This is a genomic window from Bacteroides fragilis, from assembly GCF_019583405.1.
GTDB lineage: Bacteria > Bacteroidota > Bacteroidia > Bacteroidales > Bacteroidaceae > Bacteroides > Bacteroides fragilis_B.
The window spans coordinates 914,072-936,231 of record NZ_SZUU01000001.1; the positions used below are offsets into that span (position 1 = coordinate 914,072).

At 45.2% G+C, this 22,160-nt stretch carries 21 protein-coding genes and 1 riboswitch; of the genes, 9 read left to right on the forward strand and 12 right to left on the reverse strand.

Features of this window, described 5'->3' with window-relative positions:
• Positions 1 to 9: 9 nt before the first annotated feature.
• Complete coding sequence (locus FDF36_RS03930) at positions 10 to 639, forward strand: acyltransferase (protein WP_220390407.1); 630 nt, start codon at positions 10 to 12, stop codon at positions 637 to 639.
• Positions 640 to 1,237: 598 nt separating this feature from the next.
• Here the strand turns inward: FDF36_RS03930 and FDF36_RS03935 are convergent.
• A complete protein-coding gene (locus FDF36_RS03935; RefSeq protein WP_220390408.1) occupies positions 1,238 to 1,846 on the reverse strand; it encodes a response regulator transcription factor in 609 nt (202 codons plus the stop codon).
• Positions 1,836 to 2,540, reverse strand: a complete 705-nt coding sequence (locus FDF36_RS03940; RefSeq protein WP_005788306.1) for a hemerythrin domain-containing protein — start codon at positions 2,538 to 2,540, stop codon at positions 1,836 to 1,838. The genes FDF36_RS03935 and FDF36_RS03940 overlap by 11 nt, the downstream gene beginning before the upstream one ends.
• A gap of 208 nt (positions 2,541 to 2,748) precedes the next feature.
• Between FDF36_RS03940 and FDF36_RS03945 the strand changes: the two genes are divergently transcribed.
• The 6 genes from FDF36_RS03945 (at position 2,749) to trxA (ending at position 7,028) form a co-directional block, all read left to right on the forward strand.
• Positions 2,749 to 3,924: a phosphoribosylaminoimidazolecarboxamide formyltransferase gene (locus FDF36_RS03945; protein ID WP_220390409.1), complete on the forward strand. Its 1,176-nt coding sequence runs from the start codon at positions 2,749 to 2,751 to the stop codon at positions 3,922 to 3,924.
• A gap of 127 nt (positions 3,925 to 4,051) precedes the next feature.
• Positions 4,052 to 4,561, forward strand: coding sequence for a flavodoxin FldA (gene fldA, locus FDF36_RS03950; RefSeq protein ID WP_220390410.1), 510 nt, complete (start codon positions 4,052 to 4,054; stop codon positions 4,559 to 4,561).
• 21 nt (positions 4,562 to 4,582) lie between these two features.
• Complete coding sequence (locus tag FDF36_RS03955) at positions 4,583 to 4,945, forward strand: DUF2023 family protein (RefSeq protein ID WP_220390411.1); 363 nt, start codon at positions 4,583 to 4,585, stop codon at positions 4,943 to 4,945.
• A gap of 314 nt (positions 4,946 to 5,259) precedes the next feature.
• Complete coding sequence (locus tag FDF36_RS03960; protein WP_220390412.1) at positions 5,260 to 5,475, forward strand: DUF6132 family protein; 216 nt, start codon at positions 5,260 to 5,262, stop codon at positions 5,473 to 5,475.
• Positions 5,476 to 5,486: 11 nt separating this feature from the next.
• Entirely contained in the window at positions 5,487 to 6,521 is a 1,035-nt protein-coding gene (locus FDF36_RS03965) for a TQO small subunit DoxD (protein WP_220390413.1), read from the forward strand.
• A 21-nt stretch (positions 6,522 to 6,542) separates the two neighbouring features.
• A complete protein-coding gene (trxA, locus tag FDF36_RS03970; RefSeq protein WP_220390414.1) occupies positions 6,543 to 7,028 on the forward strand; it encodes a thioredoxin in 486 nt (161 codons plus the stop codon).
• A 52-nt stretch (positions 7,029 to 7,080) separates the two neighbouring features.
• On the opposite strand, the gene FDF36_RS03975 is transcribed toward trxA, so the two are convergent.
• The 10 genes from FDF36_RS03975 to FDF36_RS04020 all read right to left on the reverse strand — a co-directional run bounded on the left by FDF36_RS03975 (position 7,081) and on the right by FDF36_RS04020 (position 20,025).
• Positions 7,081 to 8,190: a cytochrome-c peroxidase gene (locus FDF36_RS03975; protein ID WP_220390415.1), complete on the reverse strand. Its 1,110-nt coding sequence runs from the start codon at positions 8,188 to 8,190 to the stop codon at positions 7,081 to 7,083.
• 159 nt (positions 8,191 to 8,349) lie between these two features.
• Positions 8,350 to 9,327, reverse strand: a complete 978-nt coding sequence (locus FDF36_RS03980; RefSeq protein ID WP_220390416.1) for a uroporphyrinogen decarboxylase/cobalamine-independent methonine synthase family protein — start codon at positions 9,325 to 9,327, stop codon at positions 8,350 to 8,352.
• Between the two features lie 64 nt (positions 9,328 to 9,391).
• Positions 9,392 to 9,598: riboswitch (cobalamin riboswitch) on the reverse strand.
• Positions 9,599 to 9,745: 147 nt separating this feature from the next.
• Positions 9,746 to 12,049: a TonB-dependent receptor gene (locus FDF36_RS03985; protein WP_220390417.1), complete on the reverse strand. Its 2,304-nt coding sequence runs from the start codon at positions 12,047 to 12,049 to the stop codon at positions 9,746 to 9,748.
• Between the two features lie 70 nt (positions 12,050 to 12,119).
• Positions 12,120 to 12,440 carry a hypothetical protein gene (locus tag FDF36_RS03990; protein ID WP_005788335.1) on the reverse strand — a complete coding sequence of 107 codons (321 nt, stop codon included), beginning with the start codon at positions 12,438 to 12,440 and terminating at the stop codon, positions 12,120 to 12,122.
• A 254-nt stretch (positions 12,441 to 12,694) separates the two neighbouring features.
• The gene (locus FDF36_RS03995) at positions 12,695 to 13,882 is read right to left on the reverse strand and encodes a DUF418 domain-containing protein (RefSeq protein ID WP_220390418.1); all 1,188 of its coding nucleotides are present in this window, start codon (positions 13,880 to 13,882) and stop codon (positions 12,695 to 12,697) included.
• Positions 13,883 to 14,030: 148 nt separating this feature from the next.
• The gene (locus FDF36_RS04000) at positions 14,031 to 15,560 is read right to left on the reverse strand and encodes a DHA2 family efflux MFS transporter permease subunit (protein WP_220390419.1); all 1,530 of its coding nucleotides are present in this window, start codon (positions 15,558 to 15,560) and stop codon (positions 14,031 to 14,033) included.
• Positions 15,557 to 16,237: an HlyD family secretion protein gene (locus tag FDF36_RS04005; protein ID WP_220390420.1), complete on the reverse strand. Its 681-nt coding sequence runs from the start codon at positions 16,235 to 16,237 to the stop codon at positions 15,557 to 15,559. The genes FDF36_RS04000 and FDF36_RS04005 overlap by 4 nt, the downstream gene beginning before the upstream one ends.
• 211 nt (positions 16,238 to 16,448) lie before the next feature.
• Complete coding sequence (locus tag FDF36_RS04010) at positions 16,449 to 18,047, reverse strand: aspartate:alanine exchanger family transporter (protein ID WP_220390421.1); 1,599 nt, start codon at positions 18,045 to 18,047, stop codon at positions 16,449 to 16,451.
• Between the two features lie 677 nt (positions 18,048 to 18,724).
• A complete protein-coding gene (locus tag FDF36_RS04015) occupies positions 18,725 to 19,633 on the reverse strand; it encodes a cation diffusion facilitator family transporter (protein WP_220390422.1) in 909 nt (302 codons plus the stop codon).
• 47 nt (positions 19,634 to 19,680) lie between these two features.
• Positions 19,681 to 20,025: a DUF6686 family protein gene (locus FDF36_RS04020; protein WP_005788354.1), complete on the reverse strand. Its 345-nt coding sequence runs from the start codon at positions 20,023 to 20,025 to the stop codon at positions 19,681 to 19,683.
• Between the two features lie 604 nt (positions 20,026 to 20,629).
• On the opposite strand from FDF36_RS04020, the gene FDF36_RS04025 reads away from it, so the two are divergent.
• Together FDF36_RS04025 and FDF36_RS04030 are read left to right on the forward strand one after the other, a co-directional pair.
• On the forward strand, positions 20,630 to 21,481 hold the full coding sequence (locus tag FDF36_RS04025; RefSeq protein WP_220390423.1) for a calycin-like domain-containing protein: 852 nt from the start codon (positions 20,630 to 20,632) through the stop codon (positions 21,479 to 21,481).
• A gap of 6 nt (positions 21,482 to 21,487) precedes the next feature.
• On the forward strand, positions 21,488 to 22,159 hold the full coding sequence (locus FDF36_RS04030) for an HmuY family protein (RefSeq protein WP_220390424.1): 672 nt from the start codon (positions 21,488 to 21,490) through the stop codon (positions 22,157 to 22,159).
• The last annotated feature ends 1 nt before the right edge of the window (position 22,160 follow it).

The window sequence follows — 22,160 nt, forward strand, 5'->3', positions numbered from 1 at the left end:
CTACCGATTATGTCACTGAAAGAGAAAATCAAACAGAACCCTGCACTAAAACAAACTGTACACCGCTTCATCATGCATCCGGTAAAAACACGCCCCAACTGGTGGATACGTATATTCTCTTTCCTCTACCTGAAACGTGGAAAAGGTTCTGTGATATACCGCAGCGTACGGCAAGATCTTCCCCCATTCAATCTTTTCTCTCTCGGAAAGTATTCGGTGGTGGAAGACTTTTCGTGTCTGAACAATGCTGTAGGTGACCTGATCATCGGAGAGTATACCCGAATCGGACTGGGTAATACTATTATCGGTCCCGCAACCATCGGTAACCATGTAAATCTGGCACAGAATGTAACCGTAACCGGTCTGAACCATAATTATCAGGATGCAGACAAGCGGATAGACGAACAAGGAGTAAATACACACCCCATCACGATTGAAGATGATGTATGGGTAGGAGCCAATTCGGTGATTTTACCTGGAGTGACACTGGGCAAACATTGTGTAGTAGCTGCCGGAAGTGTAGTCAGTCGCTCGATCCCTCCCTACTCTGTCTGTGCCGGCAGTCCGGCTAAAGTAGTCAAACAGTTCAATCCGGAGAGCCGAACCTGGGAAAAAACAGCCTCAAAAGACGGAAAGTAACTACATATAGTGAGAAACGCTACATAATATACCCTAAAAAGGGGATTGTGGCAACCGCCGAAACCGTCTATCTTTGCAGTATCAGAATTTAATTAATTAGTCATAATTTTATTACGTAGCCACATTTAAGTAAAAGAAACAATCCCGCCGAAGTGATTTCGTCGGGATTTTGTTATGAATCTATTTCACCATAGATCACATGGATTAGCACAGATTCTATCATCTGATTTTCAATAAAATAAATCATTAATTCGTGTAATCTGTGGTGAGTTTAGAATATAAAAAAAACGAGTAAATTCTTAAGTAGAATTACCCGCCCCACATCAGAAAAGCCATAAAGGCTTTTCTTTAATACCTCAAAATTCCTAAAAACACAATCTTCTTTTTACCTAAAAAACTTTCAATAACCTATTCTTCTTTTACCTTTAAAAATCTTTACCTAATTGAAAATCACTTGAAACTTTTTAATACCTTAAATCTTTATCTAATACCTAATATTCTATTTTACCTTAAATAGCAATTTCTCAACTGCACTGCAAAGGTACGGCTTTTTTCTGATTCAGCAAGCGCTTTTATGTTTTATAACATTCTTTTAGAGCTATAAATCCTTCACATCACTTAGCTCAACCAGCTTATTTACAATAGCATAGATGGTCAGACCGGCCGCACTATGTATTTGCAACTTCTTGCTGATGTTTCTGCGATGTGTAATCACAGTGTGGATCGAGAGAAATAGTTTTTCGGCAATTTCCTTATTGGTCATTCCTTTTACCACACAAATCACGATCTCTTTCTCACGCTGGCTTAAAGTCTCTTGACTATCTCCTTCTTCTTCGGGCTCGATATTCTGCAAAAGATTAATTTTATTGGCCAATGCCTCCAAGTCATCGAAAATAGAAATAGACGCATCGTACTTACTGAGCAGCGAAGCATCGATAAACGAACTGACCAATGCTACTACCCGGATTCCTTTGCCGGTAGTCTCTTCACGGAAACGTGTCACATCGAAAAAGTCACCAAAGGTAGGATTGACAACCAGTATGTCAGGGAACTGCGTTCGCAGACAATCATGAAGCGCCTCTACCGACAATAGCTCCACCGGTTGAATTTTTAAATTGGGTAAACGTTTCAAGGCCAGTGTCAAACCACTACGGATGATCACCGAAGTCTCGGCAACAGCTATACGGATTGATTCATTATTTTTCATTTTCTCGCATCCTCCTTTCCAATTTCAGAATGGCAGGAACAAACAGATAATCTTCTACTTTACAATGTGATTCAAGCCCCTCTTCACAAGCATATATATCGAACAAGGCAGCATTCAGCACATTGGTATTGGCCTTGGCAGGACAGTATTTGATAATAATATTCTTCAGCTCCGTAAGACGCTCCCCTACCTGATCGTGATGTTTCGAAAAAGTGCTGATCTGATAATTCTTAGGAGCATTACCATGGATCAGTGTGTCTACATACTTAAATACAGTTTTTTCTTCGTACTCCATGTGCTTGCGTACCTCCCGCATATATCCGTCAAAGAACTTTAGAATAAGGAAGGAGACATCGTCCTGCGAACAGTCAATGGCTTCAATCAGTTTCCTCCGGATAGCAGGCAGACAGTAATCGAGGAAATAAATATGCGCCTGTCTCAGATAATCGACCAAGGCCGGTATCGAAATGTCATCGGCACTGCCGTCCATACGCGAGAATCCCTCGGCCATGAAGTTAACGACTACCAGAAACGTCTGACAATCGACATTATTCATTTCGCAGACCTCTTTCACCGTCTTATCACCAAAACCCAGCGAAAGTCCAAACCGACTCATTACTTGTAAAAGAGAATAATTATCACCGATAAGGTCGATCATTTTATCGGTAGGCTTATATTTTTGCAGTTTATCCATCAATTACCTTATTTATATTACGGGTGCAAAGAAACACAATATTTTGGTGGTACACAATCACCATAAATAGGTATTTTCACTGTAAACGGACTAAAAAAGGACAAGAAATGACTAAACGGGACAGTCTGCAAACAACAAAATCATAGATTATCCTTCATCGTTCACCACTATTTTTTACCTTTGCACAAATCAACTAAAACATAACAATATGGCAAACGAACTGGAACTGAAATACGGTTGTAACCCCAACCAAAAGCCCGCGCGTATCTTTATTAAAGAAGCCGAACTGCCCATCGAAGTCCTGAACGGTAGACCCGGATATATCAATCTATTGGATGCCCTCAATAGTTGGCAATTAGTGAAAGAACTGAAAGAAGCGACCGGACTTCCGGCAGCAGCTTCATTCAAGCATGTAAGCCCGGCAGGTGCTGCAGTAGGGGTAGAAATGAGCGATACGCTGAAGAAGATTTATTTCGTAGACGACATGGAGCTCTCTCCGATGGCAACTGCATACGCTCGTGCCAGAGGTGCCGACCGAATGTCATCGTACGGAGACTTTATCGCCCTTTCCGATACCTGCGATGAACCGACTGCCCGCATCATCAACCGTGAAGTATCGGATGGCGTGATTGCTCCCGGCTATACTCCGGAAGCACTCGAGATTCTGAGAAATAAACGTAAAGGTACATATAATGTCATCAAGATCGATCCGGCCTACCGTCCGGCTCCCATCGAACATAAGGATGTATTCGGAATCACATTTGAACAGGGACGCAACGAACTAAAGATAGACGAAAGCCTTCTAAAAGAAATGCCTACCCGCAACCGGATCATCCCGGCCGATGCCCGACGCGACCTGATTATCGCACTGATCACTTTAAAATATACACAATCCAACTCTGTCTGCTATGCCAAAGACGGACAGGCCATCGGCATCGGCGCAGGACAGCAATCACGTATTCATTGTACCCGCCTGGCCGGAAACAAAGCCGATATCTGGTATTTACGCCAACACCCGAAGGTAATGAGTCTGCCTTGGAAAGAAAAAATACGCCGTGCCGACCGAGACAATACAATCGATGTATACATCTCGGACGACTACATGGACGTGCTGGCCGATGGTATATGGGAACAATTCTTCACCCGGAAACCGGAAGTGCTGACCCGTGAAGAAAAACGCGCATGGCTCGATACCCAATCGGGTGTAGCTTTAGGATCGGATGCTTTCTTCCCATTTGGAGACAACATTGAACGTGCGCACAAAAGCGGCGTGAGCTACATTGCCCAACCGGGAGGTTCTGTTCGTGACGATCATGTGATAGATACTTGTGATAAATACGACATAGCAATGGCCTTTACAGGTATCCGCCTGTTCCACCATTGATAACAACCGCCACCCTCTAATCCCCATTTATAGTGATAGCCATCCTGCTATTTCCATTATAAATGGGGATTTTCTATTTCTACCGGACCACCTATCTTTGCCGTATCATTTAAAAATAAGATCAGAAATGAATAAGATTGGAGTATTTTATGGTTCCACAACGGGGACTACCGAAGATGTAGCCCGCCGGATCGCAGAAAAACTAAACGTTCCCAATGGTGACATCCACGATGCCTCGAAGCTGAACGATGAGTTAGTGAAAGAATATGATGTATTAGTACTGGGTACCTCTACATGGGGGGCTGGCGAACTTCAGGATGACTGGTACGACGGTATCAAGGTACTGAAAAAGGCAGACTTATCTCACAAATTTGTAGCCCTCTTCGGCTGCGGTGACTCAGACTCATACAGTGATACCTTCTGCGATGGTATCGGCATCTTATACGAAGAACTTAAAGGTACCCACTGCACTTTCTGCGGGTCAACCGATCCGACGGGCTACACATTCGACTCTTCTGTTGCGGTAATCAACGGCAAGTTTGTAGGACTTCCCTTAGATGAAGTGAACGAAGACGGCAAAACCGACGAGCGTATCGCTCAATGGACTGAAGCCTTGAAAAAAGAATGTAACAACTAATTTAAAACTCCAACGAACGTTATGGCTATCGAACGAAAGGTTCCGGGTGAAATACGGATTTTCTTGAACCATGTATACGAATTCAAGAAGGGAGTACGTAACATGGTACTCTATACGATGAATAAGGAACACGAAGCCTTCGCCATACGCCGTCTGGAAAGACAGAATATCAGCTACCTGATACAAGAAGTAAACACCAATAAGATAAATCTGTTCTTTGGTAAGGCCGAATGTATGGATGCCATACGGCATATCATTATTCGGCCTTTAAACCATCTCACTCCGGAAGAAGATTTCATTTTGGGTGCCATGTTAGGATACGATATCTGCCAGCAATGTAAACGATATTGCAATAAAAAAGAAAATATAAAAATAGCTGGCTAAGTTGCAGGTTGTGTATAGGTAACACGGCTTATCGGGTAAATGCACAATGGCATACGGAAATGTAGTATTAGAAGATTTCACCACAGGGTAACACAGAGTTCCACAGAGAAGAAAATAACAGAAAACTCTGTGAAACTCTGTTTCAATTTGTGGTGAAATCAATTCACTACCCAATCGAACTACACTTTCACCGGCCACGCCACACCTACCTACTTCCTTCTTCTCCATTTCATAAAGAATGTTATTCCCATAGTACTTTCCGATGGAAATTTGTTTTATAAGAAAACAATTAATTAAAACACCCGGAAATTAAGATGATTAAAACATTTTTCAAAAAGAACTGGCTCACATTTGTCGGACTTGGCATAGGAGCTATAGGAGGTTTTCTGTATTGGAAATATGTAGGCTGTACCAGCGGAACTTGTCCCATCACCTCTTCGCCAGTCAACAGTACCCTTTGGGGAGCTGTTATGGGCGGACTACTCTTGAATCTATTTAAAACAGACAGTACCTCCAAAAAAACAAATTAACCATACCTCTTATGACAACCACAAACGAACAAGAACAATCAAGAGCCTACACACTTGCAGGCATCTTTACGCTTTCACTACGTCTTGTAGTGGGATGGACTTACTTTTCGGCTTTCTGGCGACGCCTCGTGCTCGAGAATAAACTGATACCGGACAGTGCCGGATATATCGGAGAAAAGTTTAACCACTTCCTTCCCAATTCGATAGGTATCCGTCCGGTCATCGAATATCTGGTATCTACACCTGATATGTTATGGTGGGCAATGGTGATCTTTACTCTTATAGAAGGTATAGTCGGATTGCTTTACATGTTAGGATTCTTCACCCGTCTGATGAGTATCGGCGTATTCAGCCTGGCTACCGGCATTCTTCTGGGGTCTGGATGGCTGGGAACAACCTGCCTGGACGAATGGCAGATCGGTATCCTGGGAGTAGCCGCCGGCTTCACTATTTTCCTTTCCGGTGGTGGAAAATACTCGATTGACCATCTGATGGAGCGGAAGTTCTCTTTAAAAAAGAAAGCGGGCTGGCTGGCATGGCTGACCTCCGGAGAATTGCCTGTAAGCACCAAACGATTTGCCAATGTCAGCGTAGCAGGTGCTATCGTTATCTCCATACTGACCCTATATACCAATCAAGAGTTTCACAATGGTGTCTGGGGACCTCTGCACAACAAGTCCGTCAAACCGAAAATTGAAATATCCGACGCACAAATAGAGAACAACTCTCTGTCATTCAGTGTTTATCGCATTGAAGGTGCCGATGTATACGGTTCTTTTCTGATTGGCATCAGCCTGAAGAACGCCGATGGAAACATTGTGTTGGAAAAGAAAGGAGAAGAATTGGCTGACTTCCCGATGGAAAATATCGATAATAAATACATCGCCCGGGTAGCTCCGGGTAAGCACAGCCTGGTAATCCCACTCGGAAGCAAAGCGACCCTTAAAATCAATGATGCGGCCATAAGCGATTTGCCCAAAGGAAGGTATGAATTAGTACTGACCGACATCAGTGGCATCACCTGGAAAAAAGAAATCATCTATTAATAACCATTAAAAAGCAGAAAAATGAAAAAGAGCATTCTTATCCCCTTCCTATTCATGGGACTGTTGGCTTTCGCTTCTTGCAAAGGGACATCCGAAAATAAATCGTCCGTCACAACAGATACGGTACAAGCCGAAAACCCACAACCGGGAATCATTCACCTGACCCGTGCGGAATTTCTGAAAAAGATAGTCGACTACGAAAACCATTCCAAAGAGTGGAAGTATCTGGGTGACAAACCGGCTATTGTCGACTTCTACGCCGACTGGTGCGGTCCCTGCAAAATGGTGGCCCCGATACTTGAAGAATTATCCAAAGAGTATGCCGGAAAGATTTATATCTATAAAGTAAATGTCGATAAAGAGCCGGAACTGGCAAAAGACTTTGGGATTCAGAGTATTCCTACCATTTGGTTTGTGCCGATGAAAGGCGAGCCCCAAGTCAGTATGGGAGCTCTATCCAAGGAGCAATTAAAAGGATACATCGATAAAGTATTATTGAAACAATGATCCATAACGCGGCCTCTCCTTCCAACAGGTATTGAGGCCGCTCTTTTTGTCTCTAACGTTTCTCTGATTTATGCACTTTCATATAGCCGTCGGTCAGTGTTTTCATAAATGCCACGATATCGGCTTCTTCTTCCTGTGTCAGCCCGAGGTTTCCCAGCTCCTCCTTGTTCACGGTGGCAGGATACTCGGCAGGAGGAAATTCATCACTCACATCCCGCACATTATAGAAATGTACAATCTCCTCGAGTGTCTTAAAATAGCCATTATGACCATACGGAGCCGTCAGTTCGACATTTCGCAACGTGGGTACACGGAACTTGCCATTTTCGCTTTCGGCATTCACAATGGCTCCCAGTCCTAAATCAACCGAATCCGCAGTTAACAGAAAATATTTTGCCGCTACCTTATAGTGGGGATGATCCGGCAACTTCGGAATGCCTAAATTATCATAAGTATGATCGGTAAACAACGTGCGATGCGCACGTTTGTCACGGTCCAGGACATGACATTCGGCACACTGCCCTTTATCTTTGAACAATTCCTTGCCCCTCGCTTCCTGGTCGGTCAGCTGATAGTTTCCTTTTTTATATGCATCATATTTGGATGTAAAGGGATTGATTTCCCTGGATGCCTGATAAGCGGCCAATGCGTCCGTAACATGGGCAAACAAAGAATCGGCATGTTCTGTCTCTCCATATATCTGCACTATCCGGTTATAATACGGAGTCCGCTTCACTTTCTCCGCTACCATCTGTTTGTCCCTATTTCCCATTTCCACGGGATTCAAAAGCGGTATGCCTGCCTGATCCTGCAAGGAGGGAGAACGACCGTCCCAGAACAACCCTCCCACGTAGTTTTCATCATCATCGTCATAATGCAATTCGGGCACAAAGGCCGCATAGCACACCGACATGGAGTTGCGCTGGGAAAAGAGTCCCTGCACGGCTCCTTCGGATATGGCACGGGCTTGTTCATCGGCAAATCCCTTGGAAGAAGCATGGCAGGTGGCACACGATTGCCCGGGTGGCTCGGACAGTGAAGTATCATGAAAAAGGAGTTTGCCTAACGCTTCCTTCTCACTTCCGGTTTTGTGAGACGGATGACCACAGGAGATACAGACAGTGCCCAGCAGTGTGACGAATAGTAGTTTATATGTCTTCATAGTTGTAAAAACAGAGATATGGTTATTTCAAGAGGCCAAAGATACATTATTTTCCGAAAAGAGATAAAAAAGTCCGGTCGAAATCACATCGCCCGGACCCCTCCAAACAGCTTCTCACGAATCTGTTCCACGAAAATATACTATAGTTATAAAGAATTTCTATCCTTCTTCCGGCCAGAGTTCTCCGGCAACCATTTCAGCCATTTTCAATGTATGCCACTGTTTTTCTTCGGCAGCTTCATAAGATTCCGAAGGCAACACTTCGGCATTGGGTATGCACAGTGAGAAACGGTGCGAAGGAATATAACGTATGATCTGGTCGATCTTGGCTCTCAACTCTTCCAGCTCTTCCTCCACGGGATAATGGGAAAGTACGAAGCCAAACACAGATTGCTTCTCGCGGATGAACCACAACAAACGGTTCTTGCCGCAACATTCCGAATCGTAATCGAGGAAAAAAGCATGAATCCCCTGTAGCGAGAAAAGCATCTCGGTAGGTGAATGAAAAGCAATGAAAAGATCGGCGGGAAGATTCTCCAATGCCATGTTGTTGACACGGATCGCGTTATCCGTCACCGTACGCGTTGCATCATCGAGTTGCAGATAACGGCATCCCGATCTGTACAGTTCCATAATCAGTTTCTGATACGTCTGTGCAAGGTCTACCAACAGTATCTCACGGTCGGGATAGACCGAATCGAGTTCGGTCCGGTTTGCGTCTTTCATTAATTCTGCCAGCAGGCGCGAAGGCGCAGGAAGCACTTGCTTAGCTATTACATCTCCACCGGTCACCCCGGTAAGAAAGACAAAATCATCGAGCACCGGATGGTGATGTACATCGATCCGTCCGGCCAGTTCGACAGAGGTCTTTCTGTCATCCCGGAACCGGATACCATCCAATCCGCACATAAAGTCGAGCGGCCACGCATCACTGCGGAAACGGCCGTCAGTGACCACCTTCAACCCTTCTGCCTTCAGTCTGTCTACCAGATTCCGTATTTCGGCATCTTCGACAGCACGCAAAGCCAGCAGACTGATTTGTTCGTTTCGATATTGCTCACGGGCTTCTCTCAATGCAGCAGGCAAAAGAAAAGTACCGGCAATGTCTACTTTGAACGGAGGAACTACGTTTTCCATACGTTCTACGTTTTTAATATTGATTGTTACTATCGTGCTTCGCTCCTAACCCACGAGGAACCAAGACTTATCAGCGAGAGTGGCAGGTCTTCTGACTTAGCTTCCATTCCGAACGCCTTCCCGACTACACGAGTCAGTGGCCAAAGAGTATCCTGTCGGAATGTTTATATTAAAGCTTCACAGCAGCGGGACTGTCCGGGAGTTACACCCGATTCCCTTTTAATCGCCCAAAGCAGGAAAGCTTCGGCGAACCAATCTGCCGACAAATATAAAAACAATAAATCAGATATTTGTGTTCAACACGATACTTTTTTCAATCAGAGCCTCCATCCGGGTAAAACAAAGGCTCTGTCCGGTCGGAACAGAGCCTTTATCTCGACCGAACAGAAGCTCGGTTTCCATTCAAATGTAACGGGGGTTAATAGCTGATCTTTATTCCGGCGAAATAGCTTCGCGGAGCAGCCGGACCATAAATATATCCGGAGTCACGCTCCACTCCCTGGTCGAAATCGTTCTGATAAGCATTGAACACATTCTGCACACCTGCACTCAATTGCAGGTCCACCGACTTATAAAGTTTGAAATCATAAGCCGCCTTGACTCCCATATCGAAGAAATCGCGCGTATTCACCGCCACATCCTTGTCAATATAACCGGCCATGTGCTGCACCAGCATCGATCCGGTGTACGTGCCCGACAGGGATAATGACAGAGGCTTGATCGGCGTATATGTTGCCGTAAAGTATCCATAGGTATTCGGCGTACGGAAAATCTTCTTCTCGGCCGGTGCTGTTTCGCTCCACTTTTCCGGTTCGTCATAACGGCTCTGTTGCAACGTGACTCCTGCCTGTAACTGGAACAAAGAGAGATAAGCCATTTTTCCCTCCATCGACAGTCCCAATACTTTGGCACCCGAACCGTTACGGCGCTCTTTGATAAGAATGCCATCCCGCTCTCCGATGTTCTCGAGTACAAATACATCCGACAGTCTGGTATAAAAACCTTCAACCAGAAAGTTTACCTGAAAAGCACCGAAACGATGATACATATCGGCTGAGGCGCTGAAACTCTGCGATTTTTCCTCTTTCAGATTCTTGGCACGCTCAATCATCGACACCGTTCCGCCTACATTCTCAATATGCAGGTCTTCGTCGAAAGCCTGCGGGGCACGGAAGCCCGACGAATAACTCAGGCGAAGATTAATGTCCTCGGAAGGATTGAAACGGAGGTTGGCACGAGGGCTAAAGATAACATGGTTGATCAGATTGTGCTTATCCAGACGTCCGCCCAACAGAATGCTCCATTTCTCGTTTTTCCATTCATTCTGCAAAAAAGCACTACCAATATTTACCGTCTGCTTCGTATAACGGTTGTATCCCCACATATCGTCCTTCAGGTTATCCCGGTTATACTCCAATCCCGCAGTCAGGTCGGCAGGCATGAAAAGGCATTTACCGAAACTGTACACATATTGAGAACCGCCGATAAAGGTCAGGTCTGTTGTCTTTCCATAGGCGTTCTGGTCTTTTTTGCTGCCATAATAACTGTCGCGGTCCGTATGCTGTGCCGAAGTATAAACAGTCAGGCGGTGTTTTTCATTCGGAGCAAAATAATCGAATTTCAAGCCGCCACCGTTGATGGAGTGCTGAATCTGCTCGGCAATGTCAGCCTCGTGAGGCGGACGGTTCAGCAGGTTTCCGCCACGACGAAACTCCTGTAAGTGATGGTACTCAAATGTCAGCTTAGAATAAGTGCTTGTTTTGAGGAACGAACGGAAGCCGACTGTCTGGTTTTTAAGCTTCGGCATTTCGGAATAACCGTCTCCATCATGATCGTACGCATCCCGGTGACGGTTCTGTCCGAACACATAAAGTCCCGCCCGATGATCATCGGTCACCAGCGATGCATTCAACGAAGTATTATTATCAAAAGACGAGCTGCCTCCGATAGAAGTAAGGGTATGTGCCAACTGCCCCGAATTGCGCAATGGCTCCTTGGTGATGATATTAATGGTTCCGGCAATAGCGGACGAACCGAACAGGGCAGAACCTCCACCGCGCATCACCTCTACCCGCTCGATCATATTGGCAGGAATCTGTTCCAACCCGTAAACACCGGAAAGGGCACTGAAGATGGGACGCGAATCGATAAGAATCTGCGTATACGGACCGTCCAGTCCATTGATGCGCACCTGCTGGAAACCGCAATTCTGACAATTCGTTTCGACGCGGACACCGGGCTGGAAGTTAAGTCCCTGTGAAAGTGTAGGCGAGTTTGTATTCTCAAACATCTTCATATCTACCACATTGACCAATGTAGGTGCCAAGCGCCGTTTGGTCACGCTGCGATTGGCCGATACTACCACTCCGTCAAGCGCTACGGCATCTTCTTCCAACTCAAAATTTTCTTCAAGTGTCTTTCCTTTCCTGAGGCTGACATTGCGACTGATGGTTTTATACCCCACCGAACTGGCTTCGAGCACAAAATTCCCTTCGGGAAGGTTTTTCAGGAAATAGTGTCCGGTGGCATCCGTCACCGTACCGATGGTAGTTCCTTTCAGGGCGATTGTTATATAAGAGAGGTGTTCACCTGTTTTTTTATCGAGTACATGGCCGATGATATTGGCATCAGACGCTTTCAGTTCCGGATGTTCCGGTTGGTCGGCCATAGCAGGCAACAGGGCACAGCACAGGCTAACGAGGAAAAATATATATTTCTTCATTTTCATTTTTGGATAGTAGAATTACTAAATAAATTTCTCTAAATAATGCAGTGAGAGTGAGAGAGATGTTCTATCTCCCGGCAGGAGGTGCCCGCAAAGATACCACGCCCACGACGGACGAACAGTATCCTGCCCTATCCGGACGCCACGAAAGGGTATAGAGCAGACAAGCAATAAACTGAAGAGAGAGAAAAAAGATACCGGCTCCGGTAGTCACCACGTGGTTCAGCAAATGAATCAATTGAAATTCGACCGTGGTGTGACTATGGGGAGAGTCTTTCTTAAACGGGTGCGAATGGACAATGGTCACCCCATTCACTACATGCGAGTGAGTAAAGAGTGTGATACCTGCCATGTACGATATAAATAGTACAGGCAGAAACCATCTCATTATTGTCAGGCGCAATTGTTTCATCCGTTTAGTTTTGTGGCAAAGATAAGAAGTATTCCATAATGGAACAATCCCTATTTATAGGGATAATAAATGTAACACCGCATCTGGACAGATTGTTCACGCATTTTCAATCTTATTAGATATTTCGGGTTTCCAAGCGGCATATATAAAAACGAGGTATGTCATTATTCATCACAGATGACACACCTCGTTTCCATAGATACGGCCGATGGACGAATCCATCCCAGCCGCTATTCCGAACGAATCCAGGTCAGTTTATGCCAGATGCTTTCCAAAGGTCCCTGCTTATGCGCCTTCAGCCACCATTTGCAGAAACGAACCTGCAAAAGGAAAAATGCAAAGCCTATCAGCAGGCTGACGGTATAACCGCAATAAGGGGCCAGATACAGCGCGAACGGGAAATAAATAATAGCTCCGGCAATAGACTGGGAGATGTAGTTCGTCAGGCTCATCTTACCATAAAACCGCAAATCAGCTGTCAGCTTCCTGAATTTCTCCGTTTGATATAGCAGCACGAACGAAGCGACCAATACTATTGTGAAAGCAAACTTTTGCCACATATCCATCACTACCCCTACTGTCTGGCGTATCATATCCGGCTGTCCGGCATCCATCAATTGCACTTTCAGCTGATAGAGAGGACCAAACAGAACGGCACTCCAGATCAGGGCTTTCACCCAAAAGCGGATCGTGGTCTCCGAAGTGACGAAGAGTTGCTTTCGTCCGATCAGCATTCCCAGCAGAAACAGTCCGGCTGTCTGCAGGAAGCGTCCTGCACCTATTGCCCAGAACAGGCTCGCTTTTTGTCCCAAGGTTACATTTCCCCAGATAAACTTCCAGAAATCTCCTTCCTTGGTATATTCGGCTACTTCGCCATACATCTGACCGACTCCCAAGTCGGGCAAAGAATGGGGGGGATTGAAAAGATTCATCACGTAATGATACCATTCCACCGGTTGCAGCAGCATGAAAATGGCCAGGATAAATACCGTACGGTCACTCCACTTACGGACAATAAACAGGAAAATACCTACCACACAGAATAGCAGCAACACATCTCCTGCGGGGAAGAATGCCGCATTCAAAGTCGCAAAACCACCCAACAGGAGCAGACGCCAGAGAAAACGGTAACCAAAATCCTTGCCTTTCTTCTGTTGGTTGGTATACTGTATGTAAAACGTCAGCCCGAAAAGCAAAGCAAAAATAGCATAAGCTTTCCCGGCAAATAAAGAAAATGTCACACTGAATACCCCTTCGTCGAGGATATTGAGCCATCCCGGCTGGGAGGCTGCATCGGGATACACCGGAAAGATAAAGTGCTCAAGGTTATGAACCAGCAGGATCGCCATCACGGCAAAACCGCGCAATGCGTCCACTACCTCGATGCGGGGAGTTTTTGAAGCAATTGTTTGTCGCATGTTTTTGTTGTTTTTATTATGTGATTATTAAATTAGGGACAAAAGTAATAAAAATGAATCAGAACTGAAAAAGATAAAAGACACTAAAGTGGCACCTCGCAAAGTCACCTTGCAGGATCTTAGGTTTCAACTCCCAACCTGCATCATACTATCCTTTCTTCGTCCTGAGAAACAATACCGGAACGACACACAGCAACGTGACGATAAAGGCGATAAAGAAATCATCGTTGATGGCACTGATGTATCCCTCCAGATCGATACGCTTCAATATCAGCATCTCCGCCACTTCTTTGGCTGTATCGGTCGTTCTGCCCCCTGTATGTTCTATAAAGCGGCTCAAGGAATGAAGGGTCTGCCGGTATACGTCTCCTGTATAGTTGAGTGCTTCGCCATATCGCTGTGTGTGAAAAGCCGTACGCTGCGTCAGCAGATGGCTGAAGATGGCTACTCCGAAACTTCCTCCCATCTGCCGGACAATGTTCGTAATACTGGAAGCCTGTGCCATATCACTGTTACGGATATTCACCAGCGACAGAGTCAGCAACGGAGTGAAAAGCAATCCCATGCCCAGTCCGCGCAGATAAAGACTCAGCATGATGTACCACTTCTCGGTCAGAAAAGACAGATAATAGTTCATATAGAAGCTCAGAGCCATCAATAGGATTCCCGACACGATAAAGACTTTGGGGTTAATCCGTTGCATCAATTTGCCGGACAAAGGTGAAGCCACTCCCTGGATAATCCCCACTGGCATGAAAAACATACCAGCCTGCAAAGCCGAATACCCCAGATTGTCCTGTAGATAGAGCGGAATCAAAAACGTACTGCCGAACATGCCGATACCAAAGACGAACAGGATCAGGTTGGATAACGCAAAGTCCCTGTCGACAAACAGGCGCAGATTGATCAGCGGTGTCCTGACAGTGAACTCAAAGTAAAGGAACAAAATAAAGGTGACCACCGCAATCCACATGGCTCCAAGCACTACGGGACTGTTCCATCCCATGGAGTTAGTGGACGAATTGACTTCGGAAAGCCCATACATAAAGACAGGCAGAAAAATGGCAGAAGTGATAAAACCGGGAATATCGAAGGGAACTTTGGTTCCTTTCACATGTTCCTTCTGTACAATGGCAGTTACGATCAAAGCGAGAATCCCTATCGGGATATTGACGTAAAAAATATAGTTCCAGTCCATGTAATCAACCAGGTATCCACCGATGGTAGGACCAAAAGAGACCGAAGCGGCCGAAGCGATAGACCAGAACCCCAATGCCGTCCCCCGTTGTTCGGGTGGGAACACATCGCTCACAATAGCCATGCCGACAGGAAGAAGCATGCCGCATCCGAAACCTTCGATCACCCGCCAGAAAATAAGTTCTTCGATAGTGGACGAACTGCCGCACATAAAGGAACCGACTGTGAAGACAAGCAAGGACAAGAAATAGATCTTTTTATAACCGAAGCGTTCGGACAGCCATCCGGCAGCAGGAAGAATACTCGCCATCGAAAGCATATATCCGGTCAGTACCCATTCGGCCACATTGATATCCGCACCGAGAGTGCCCATAATCACAGGCAACCCGGTATTGACGACTGTAGAATCGAGCACCGCCATAAAGGTGCCTATCATGATGTTGCCCAATACGATCCATTTATAAGAAGAACTTCCTTTCATTCTTTGACGATCTTCACGTTAGCAGACATCCCCGAAAGCAGTCGGAGTTTGGCTTTCAGTTTCTCTTTCCCCTCCACCCGGTCGATCGATATCTTCAGGGGAATCCGCTGGGCCACCTTTGTATAATTGCCCGATGCATTATCAGGGGGGATCAGGGAAAACTCGGATGCAGTGTTGGCACCGATATAGAAGATTTTGCCGTAAAACGTCAGTCCGGGATAGGCATCGAGGGTAAAAAGAGCCTGTTGTCCCATACGGACTTCATCAAACTTAGTCTCCTGCAAGTAGACAGTCACCCAGAGTTCCTTGCCCTCGTTCAAGGTAAAGATGTTCTCACCCGGCTGCAACAGATCGCCGGGAACCACCCACTGCTTGGCTATCAAGCCATCGACAGGTGAAACAATCCGGTAATCCTCAGTCATCGTACTGTCGAGCACAGCCAGCAATTCACCTCTCTTCACGCTGTCACCCTCCTGCTTGAATACAGCAGACAAAGGGGCCATCACACGGGCAGACACATTCACACGACTGCCATCCAGGTTTGCATCTATGGTAGATACGTATTTTCGATAGTTCCACCACCAGACAACGGCTACGACAATAGCGATGATAAGCAATATCACCAGCCAGATAAACTTTTTCTTATCAGAGGGGTTCGATGTATTTGCAGCGTCCATAATTCTTGGGATTAGTTACAAGGGTGTAAACAAAATCCGCAAGAAAAGGTTTGGAAAAGGAAGCAAAAGGAATCGAATTTTACAGAAGAACTCACCACGGAGTGCCACAGAGTAACACTGAGTATTTACTATAGTAATCAACAACATAGAATCATCTCTGTGTCCTCTGTGGTAAATTTTGACATTCCCCGAAATTCTTTGATGGAATAACTTAGTACACCACTGTCGCAATCACCTGTATAAACAGAATCAGGAACACCATCGCAATCGGGTATACCGTTGCATAAGCTACACTGGGGATATTGCTGTCTACCATGGAATCGGCAGCGGCAAGCCCAGGTGTACTGGTCATACCACCGGTAATGGTACCCAGCAGATCAAGCAGACTGATTTTAAATATCAGACGCCCAACGAACGCGGCGATCAACATCGGTATGAGGGTAATGGCAGCACCTACTCCGAACAGCAACAAACCGCTCTCCTGAAAAGTAGCAACCAGATTCTTACCGGCCGATGTACCTACCTCAGCCAAGAAAAGCAACAATCCCAACTGACGGAGCAACTGGTTGGCAGGTCCGGACATAGACCAGAGGATAGGACCTGTTTTACCTACTGCACTAAGCAGCAAAGCCACCATCAACACACCACCGGTCAATCCTGGTGAGAAAGACAATCCGCCCGGGAACGAGATATTAAGCTTACCAAAAAGTACTCCCAACACAATGCCCATGGCAATGGGGAAGAAATCGGTGTCGGACAGCTTCTTCGCATTGTTTCCCAGTAAACGGGCTACTCCTTTGATACCTTCCTTCTCGCCCACCACCATCAGTTTATCGCCAAACTTCAGTGCCAGATCGGGTGACGGTGAGAGGTCGATACCGCTTCGGCGGACACGGGTTACGGTACAGCCGAAATTCTTCATTAGGTTCAGGTCCCCCAACTGTTTGTTTATCATGTCCTTTTTGGTCAACAGCAGCGATTCGATTTCCTGCGTGTTTTCCAACGGAAGTTCACCTTCTTCACGTTCGCCCACCAATACGGCCAGTTGCGTCAAAGCTTCTTCGCTACCCACTGCCTGGATATAATCCCCTTCACGAAGCACTGTATGGGCTGTCGGGATGGATATCTGTTCCTGATGTTTCAGACGTGAAATAACCGCTCCTGTCATGGCACGTGCATTGATCTGCATCAGGCTGCGGCCAAATACGCTCGGATTCGTGATGCGGTAGATACAGGTTCCCAACTCCGGGAATTGTCCCCGGCGTTCTATCTCAAGGCGGCGGGCCTCTTTGTCAAGATCAATACGCATAATCTTAGGTAACAGCTTCACGAACAGAATGACGCCAATCACACCAAACGGATAGGCAATACCATAAGCGATAGAAGCCAATGGAGAATTGGTGCTGTCGATGGCAACAGCCAGACCCGGCGTACTGGTCAGCGCTCCGGCAACCAGACCTACCACACTGGGAGTATCTATATCAAAAGCATACTTCAAACCGATAGCTGTAAAGCAGGCCGAAGCAATGATAAGAAGTGTAATGATGATCAGCGTCTTCCCCTTACTACGGAAAGAATCGAAGAATCCCGGACCTGCCTGGATACCGATCGTAAAAATGAAAAGTACCAATCCGAAATTACCCAGTTCCTTTGGGATAATTACACCGAAATGCCCAAAAAGAAGGGCAATGAAGATAACCGCCGACACGTCGAGCGATAGTCCCTTAATCTTGATTCTTCCCAACATGAAGCCCAACGCAACAATAAGGAAGAGAGAGAAATAAGAGGAGTGCAATAAATCAGTAAACATAAATAAAAAGGTTAATTTTAGTTGTTAGTGGTGCAAAGGTACGTAAAAAACTGTTTTCGACTATAGCAAAAGAAGAAGTTATTTTCTCCACCAAGCCCTAAAGCCTTCACATAAGGAAAGCAGAACGGATATTTCACAATCAAAAAGACAGAAATCAAAAGATTCTGCTAACGCACCCTCTATTTAAAAACGGGCATATAGGGTAACCGGAAGACTTAGCAGTCAACTTCACCCCTTCCAGAAGCCCTGAAAACGGGGTTCTGTTTTTCACTTTTACAGAAAAACAATAAGGATAGACACTAAAGGGAGTAACCATCCGGCCAGTATGCCGTAACCATACTTGCCGGATGAAGTAATCATCCGGTCAAAATGGTATAACCTAACCGGGAAAAGGCCTTGAAAAAGACTGTTTTGCTCTACTTCGTCCACGCTTCCGAACGGCAACCAAGTGTCAGAAAGCAACGATATTAGTTAATAAGAGATCCATATTTCACATATTGCAACCGAATCAGCGACAGATAGCAGTCCATGCGGCACATTAAGTATCCGAACCCAAAATCGCTAACGGCATTTCCCGGTGTTTTTCCGAACAACTTCCGGTGAGGACACAAAATACGGAATTCTACGAGGTTCTAAATATCAATTTGACAAATTGCTCTTTTCTCCGAAAATATACTTTAAGAAATACAATCCTCCCCTTCGCAACATGCTCCTTTGTACTCAAACTCTAAAGTGGCATGGGTGATCCCGGCATATTCCAGTTCATGCTTAATCTCGCGCTTTACCTCTTCCATACGGCGGAGATCGCTTATCACGATATGGGCAGTCAATGCTGTTTCAGTAGTGCTCAATGCCCAGATGTGCAGATGGTGATAACTCTCCACACCGGGTTGCTCCAGGATAACCCGCCCGATCTTTTCGCTATCTATTCCCACCGGGACTCCGTCGAGCGAAAGACGGAGGCTGTCGTGCAATAAGCTCCAGGTTGAGATGACAATGATGACGGCAATCACCAGGCCGATGATCGGATCGACAAGTGTCCAACCGGTGTACATGATGATAATACCCGAAATGACCACTCCCACCGATACCAACGTATCGGCAGCCATATGCAGATAAGCTCCTTTCACGTTAAGGTCTTTTTCCTTATCTTTCATAAAAAGCCAGGCTGTAACGGCATTGATAACCACTCCCACACCCGCCGTCCAGGCAATGGCAGCACCTTCAACCGGAACGGGATGGAACAACTTCTCTACACTCTCGGTAATGATAATGCCGACGGCAACCAGAAGAATAACAGCATTGAGCAGGGATACCAGTACCGTACTTTTTTTATAACCGTATGTATAACGACTGTTGGGATGCACCTTTGCCAACCGGAAAGCAAGCATGGCAAGCACAAGACTTGCCACATCACCCAAGTTGTGCCCGGCATCGGAAAGCAACCCTAAAGAATCATAACGGAAACCGATGCCGAACTCAACGAGGACAAACAAAATATTCAGCGTAATGCCAATTATAAAAGATTTATTGAGCGACGTCAGTTCGTGGACGTGCTCGTGATGATGTTCGTGAGAATGTGCCATGCTCGATTAAGATATTTATCTATTCTAAAAACAGACAAACAGGCAGATTAGTTCAATGAAATATCATGCATAAAAGGTATCAAGCCATCCGTTTCTTCAACGGCCGGCGACTGTAGCAAGACCAGAGACTTCAGTTCTTCAAGTTCGGCCGTACAGACACAGAAATAGACATTCTGGGCCGGCAACTTCAGAAAGATCTTCCGATTGGCATTCATTTTCCTGTTCGACCTCTCACAGTAAGGTCCGTTAATCGATACAATATAATTGCGTAAACACTCAAATCCGGCTTCGGACAGACGAAAGAAAAGGTTGCCAAATTCCAGATGATACACTTTACAATGGGCACAGTAAGTGATCATTCCATTGCGGGTTCTGCTGATTAGTTCCATCATAACTTTAACGTTTTGGTGATGGCGCAAAAGTACGCAGATCACCAAATGAAGGCAATACCTACTAATATCTAATTATCAGGCAACCGATAGCCACATATGGGGAGACAAGTCTGCCGTACGATCATAGTATGAAGAAATCTCAATGTTCAGAAACGGTCGGATACCCCATCAACCTTACTGCAGTCATCACCAAAACTCCCGCTACGACCATCCGCAATACTACTCTTATTCTTACAAGAGATATTATTGTCTTCAAAAACTGAATTGTTTTCGGACAATAGCATAACACTTGGATCACTTTTCAGAAAAGCCATAACTATCACATGCTATTTCAATTCTTTGCCACATATATGATAACAATATACAAAATGAATAGCTAAGTAAAGTTGTTTTTCCTTGCTTGTATATACCATATTTTTACAGATCATGGCACAGGCCACTCTTTCGTTCCCTACTCGCCAGCACATCTACTTATTAATAGGTACTGAGTCCAGTCTTTTTCATTCTGTTTAGGTATTGTAACACCTTTTTAGTGCACCTACCTTTGCAAACAATTACAAAGTAAGAAGGGCAATCCTATTAATTAACATTTATATTTTTAACAATGAAAAAGAAATTATTTACACCGAGCACACTTCTCCTTTTGGGAATGTTATCTCTTTTTAGCGCATGTAATAACGATGATGACGGTACGAATAAGGCTCAGGAGATAGCCGGGAAATACGAAGGCTACTCAATAGGTAATTGTGCCATGTTCACAGACTATGTAATGGGTGAAAAATCAGTAGCAACGATTGTTCCCAATGAAGATGGCACTATAAATGTAACCTATGATTCCGGATCCGGTGAGTTTAAATTGAATAATATTAAAGTTACTTCCAAAACATTCGAAGGATCGGGACAGGTAGAACTCTCTATGAATGATAAACCTGCAGGTGCTAAAGATTTTACACTCACAGGAAGTGTAGATGAACAGCAAAAACTAACCCTTAAAGTGAATGTACCAAGTGTGATGGGAGGGCTTATTATTGAATTTATACAAGGGACATTGCCTATATCATATCACGTTTCGGGTACTTACAACAAAGAAGCCAATTTATCAGTCAGTGTCGGATCGACTACATATCCGGATATCACAGATTGTAAAGTCAGCATAAAACGTTCATCGGATGATACTGTAGAGCTTACTCTTAAAGGACTATCTAACTTGAACAGTTCTCAAACAGGCAGAGCTATGAATTTAGGAGACTTCACAGTAACTGATGTTAAAGTTACCAGCACTGACAATAGTATTTTCAAGATTGAAGGAAGCATTCATACTACTGATACCAACAATACCCCAATTACCGGAACTCTTTCAGGTACAGTGAGCAATAGTGAAACTAATATTACTTTCACTTTTAAACCCGGTGCCATGCCAATTGATATTACCGCAATGTTTAAAGGAAAGAAATAAAAAAGCATGAGAAAGGCGATTTTGTTTTGTTTAGCCATTACTCTGCTGGGAACGATGCTTATATCGTTCTCAGCTTGTAATGGGATATTGAGCAGCCTATATGATGAACCGGAAACCGCAAAGGATTTCGGCTTCATTACGATAGATCATGCCAATCATAGCGGTACGGTACGGGTGGATGCTACCCAATATGCAAAATGGAACTACATCAATCTGCACACCCTGCAGATTGACTCGGCCAAAGTTACCGCAGAAGGTGCGGATGATCCGGACACATGGGACCTTGCCATTCATCGATACGATGTAAAGACTAATGGCGGTGAGGTGCTTGAAACCGATTACCAAAGCCTGAGTGCACTGAAAAACGCAGGCAGCATGCCTCAAGGTACCTTTGTCGCCGACGAATGGACCACAAATAAAATAGCTGTCGACGTTTCACACATGATGGAGGATGACGGTTATCTGATTTATGCTCCGTCGGACTTCAATCCGGAACTTTCAAAGTGGCTCAACGTCGATACCAGTGAAATGCCTCCCATTTACACTCCGTCCAACAAAGTCTATCTGCTCAGGATGAAAGACGGCACAATGGCTGCCATCCGCCTGGTGAGTTACATGAATGCTGCGGGCATAAAGGGATACATGACTTTTGACTACGTCTACCCATACGAACCATAAT

What these genes read in the sequence shown, in the direction of transcription:
- FDF36_RS03930 (WP_220390407.1), top strand. Translation starts at nt 10, where the DNA reads ATGTCACTGAAAGAGAAAATCAAACAGAACCCTGCACTAAAACAAACT.
- FDF36_RS03935 (WP_220390408.1), bottom strand. Translation starts at nt 1,846, where the DNA reads ATGAAAAATAATGAATCAATCCGTATAGCTGTTGCCGAGACTTCGGTG.
- FDF36_RS03940 (WP_005788306.1), bottom strand. Translation starts at nt 2,540, where the DNA reads ATGGATAAACTGCAAAAATATAAGCCTACCGATAAAATGATCGACCTT.
- FDF36_RS03945 (WP_220390409.1), top strand. Translation starts at nt 2,749, where the DNA reads ATGGCAAACGAACTGGAACTGAAATACGGTTGTAACCCCAACCAAAAG.
- fldA (WP_220390410.1), top strand. Translation starts at nt 4,052, where the DNA reads ATGAATAAGATTGGAGTATTTTATGGTTCCACAACGGGGACTACCGAA.
- FDF36_RS03955 (WP_220390411.1), top strand. Translation starts at nt 4,583, where the DNA reads ATGGCTATCGAACGAAAGGTTCCGGGTGAAATACGGATTTTCTTGAAC.
- FDF36_RS03960 (WP_220390412.1), top strand. Translation starts at nt 5,260, where the DNA reads ATGATTAAAACATTTTTCAAAAAGAACTGGCTCACATTTGTCGGACTT.
- FDF36_RS03965 (WP_220390413.1), top strand. Translation starts at nt 5,487, where the DNA reads ATGACAACCACAAACGAACAAGAACAATCAAGAGCCTACACACTTGCA.
- trxA (WP_220390414.1), top strand. Translation starts at nt 6,543, where the DNA reads ATGAAAAAGAGCATTCTTATCCCCTTCCTATTCATGGGACTGTTGGCT.
- FDF36_RS03975 (WP_220390415.1), bottom strand. Translation starts at nt 8,190, where the DNA reads ATGAAGACATATAAACTACTATTCGTCACACTGCTGGGCACTGTCTGT.
- FDF36_RS03980 (WP_220390416.1), bottom strand. Translation starts at nt 9,327, where the DNA reads ATGGAAAACGTAGTTCCTCCGTTCAAAGTAGACATTGCCGGTACTTTT.
- FDF36_RS03985 (WP_220390417.1), bottom strand. Translation starts at nt 12,049, where the DNA reads ATGAAGAAATATATATTTTTCCTCGTTAGCCTGTGCTGTGCCCTGTTG.
- FDF36_RS03990 (WP_005788335.1), bottom strand. Translation starts at nt 12,440, where the DNA reads ATGAGATGGTTTCTGCCTGTACTATTTATATCGTACATGGCAGGTATC.
- FDF36_RS03995 (WP_220390418.1), bottom strand. Translation starts at nt 13,882, where the DNA reads ATGCGACAAACAATTGCTTCAAAAACTCCCCGCATCGAGGTAGTGGAC.
- FDF36_RS04000 (WP_220390419.1), bottom strand. Translation starts at nt 15,560, where the DNA reads ATGAAAGGAAGTTCTTCTTATAAATGGATCGTATTGGGCAACATCATG.
- FDF36_RS04005 (WP_220390420.1), bottom strand. Translation starts at nt 16,237, where the DNA reads ATGGACGCTGCAAATACATCGAACCCCTCTGATAAGAAAAAGTTTATC.
- FDF36_RS04010 (WP_220390421.1), bottom strand. Translation starts at nt 18,047, where the DNA reads ATGTTTACTGATTTATTGCACTCCTCTTATTTCTCTCTCTTCCTTATT.
- FDF36_RS04015 (WP_220390422.1), bottom strand. Translation starts at nt 19,633, where the DNA reads ATGGCACATTCTCACGAACATCATCACGAGCACGTCCACGAACTGACG.
- FDF36_RS04020 (WP_005788354.1), bottom strand. Translation starts at nt 20,025, where the DNA reads ATGATGGAACTAATCAGCAGAACCCGCAATGGAATGATCACTTACTGT.
- FDF36_RS04025 (WP_220390423.1), top strand. Translation starts at nt 20,630, where the DNA reads ATGAAAAAGAAATTATTTACACCGAGCACACTTCTCCTTTTGGGAATG.
- FDF36_RS04030 (WP_220390424.1), top strand. Translation starts at nt 21,488, where the DNA reads ATGAGAAAGGCGATTTTGTTTTGTTTAGCCATTACTCTGCTGGGAACG.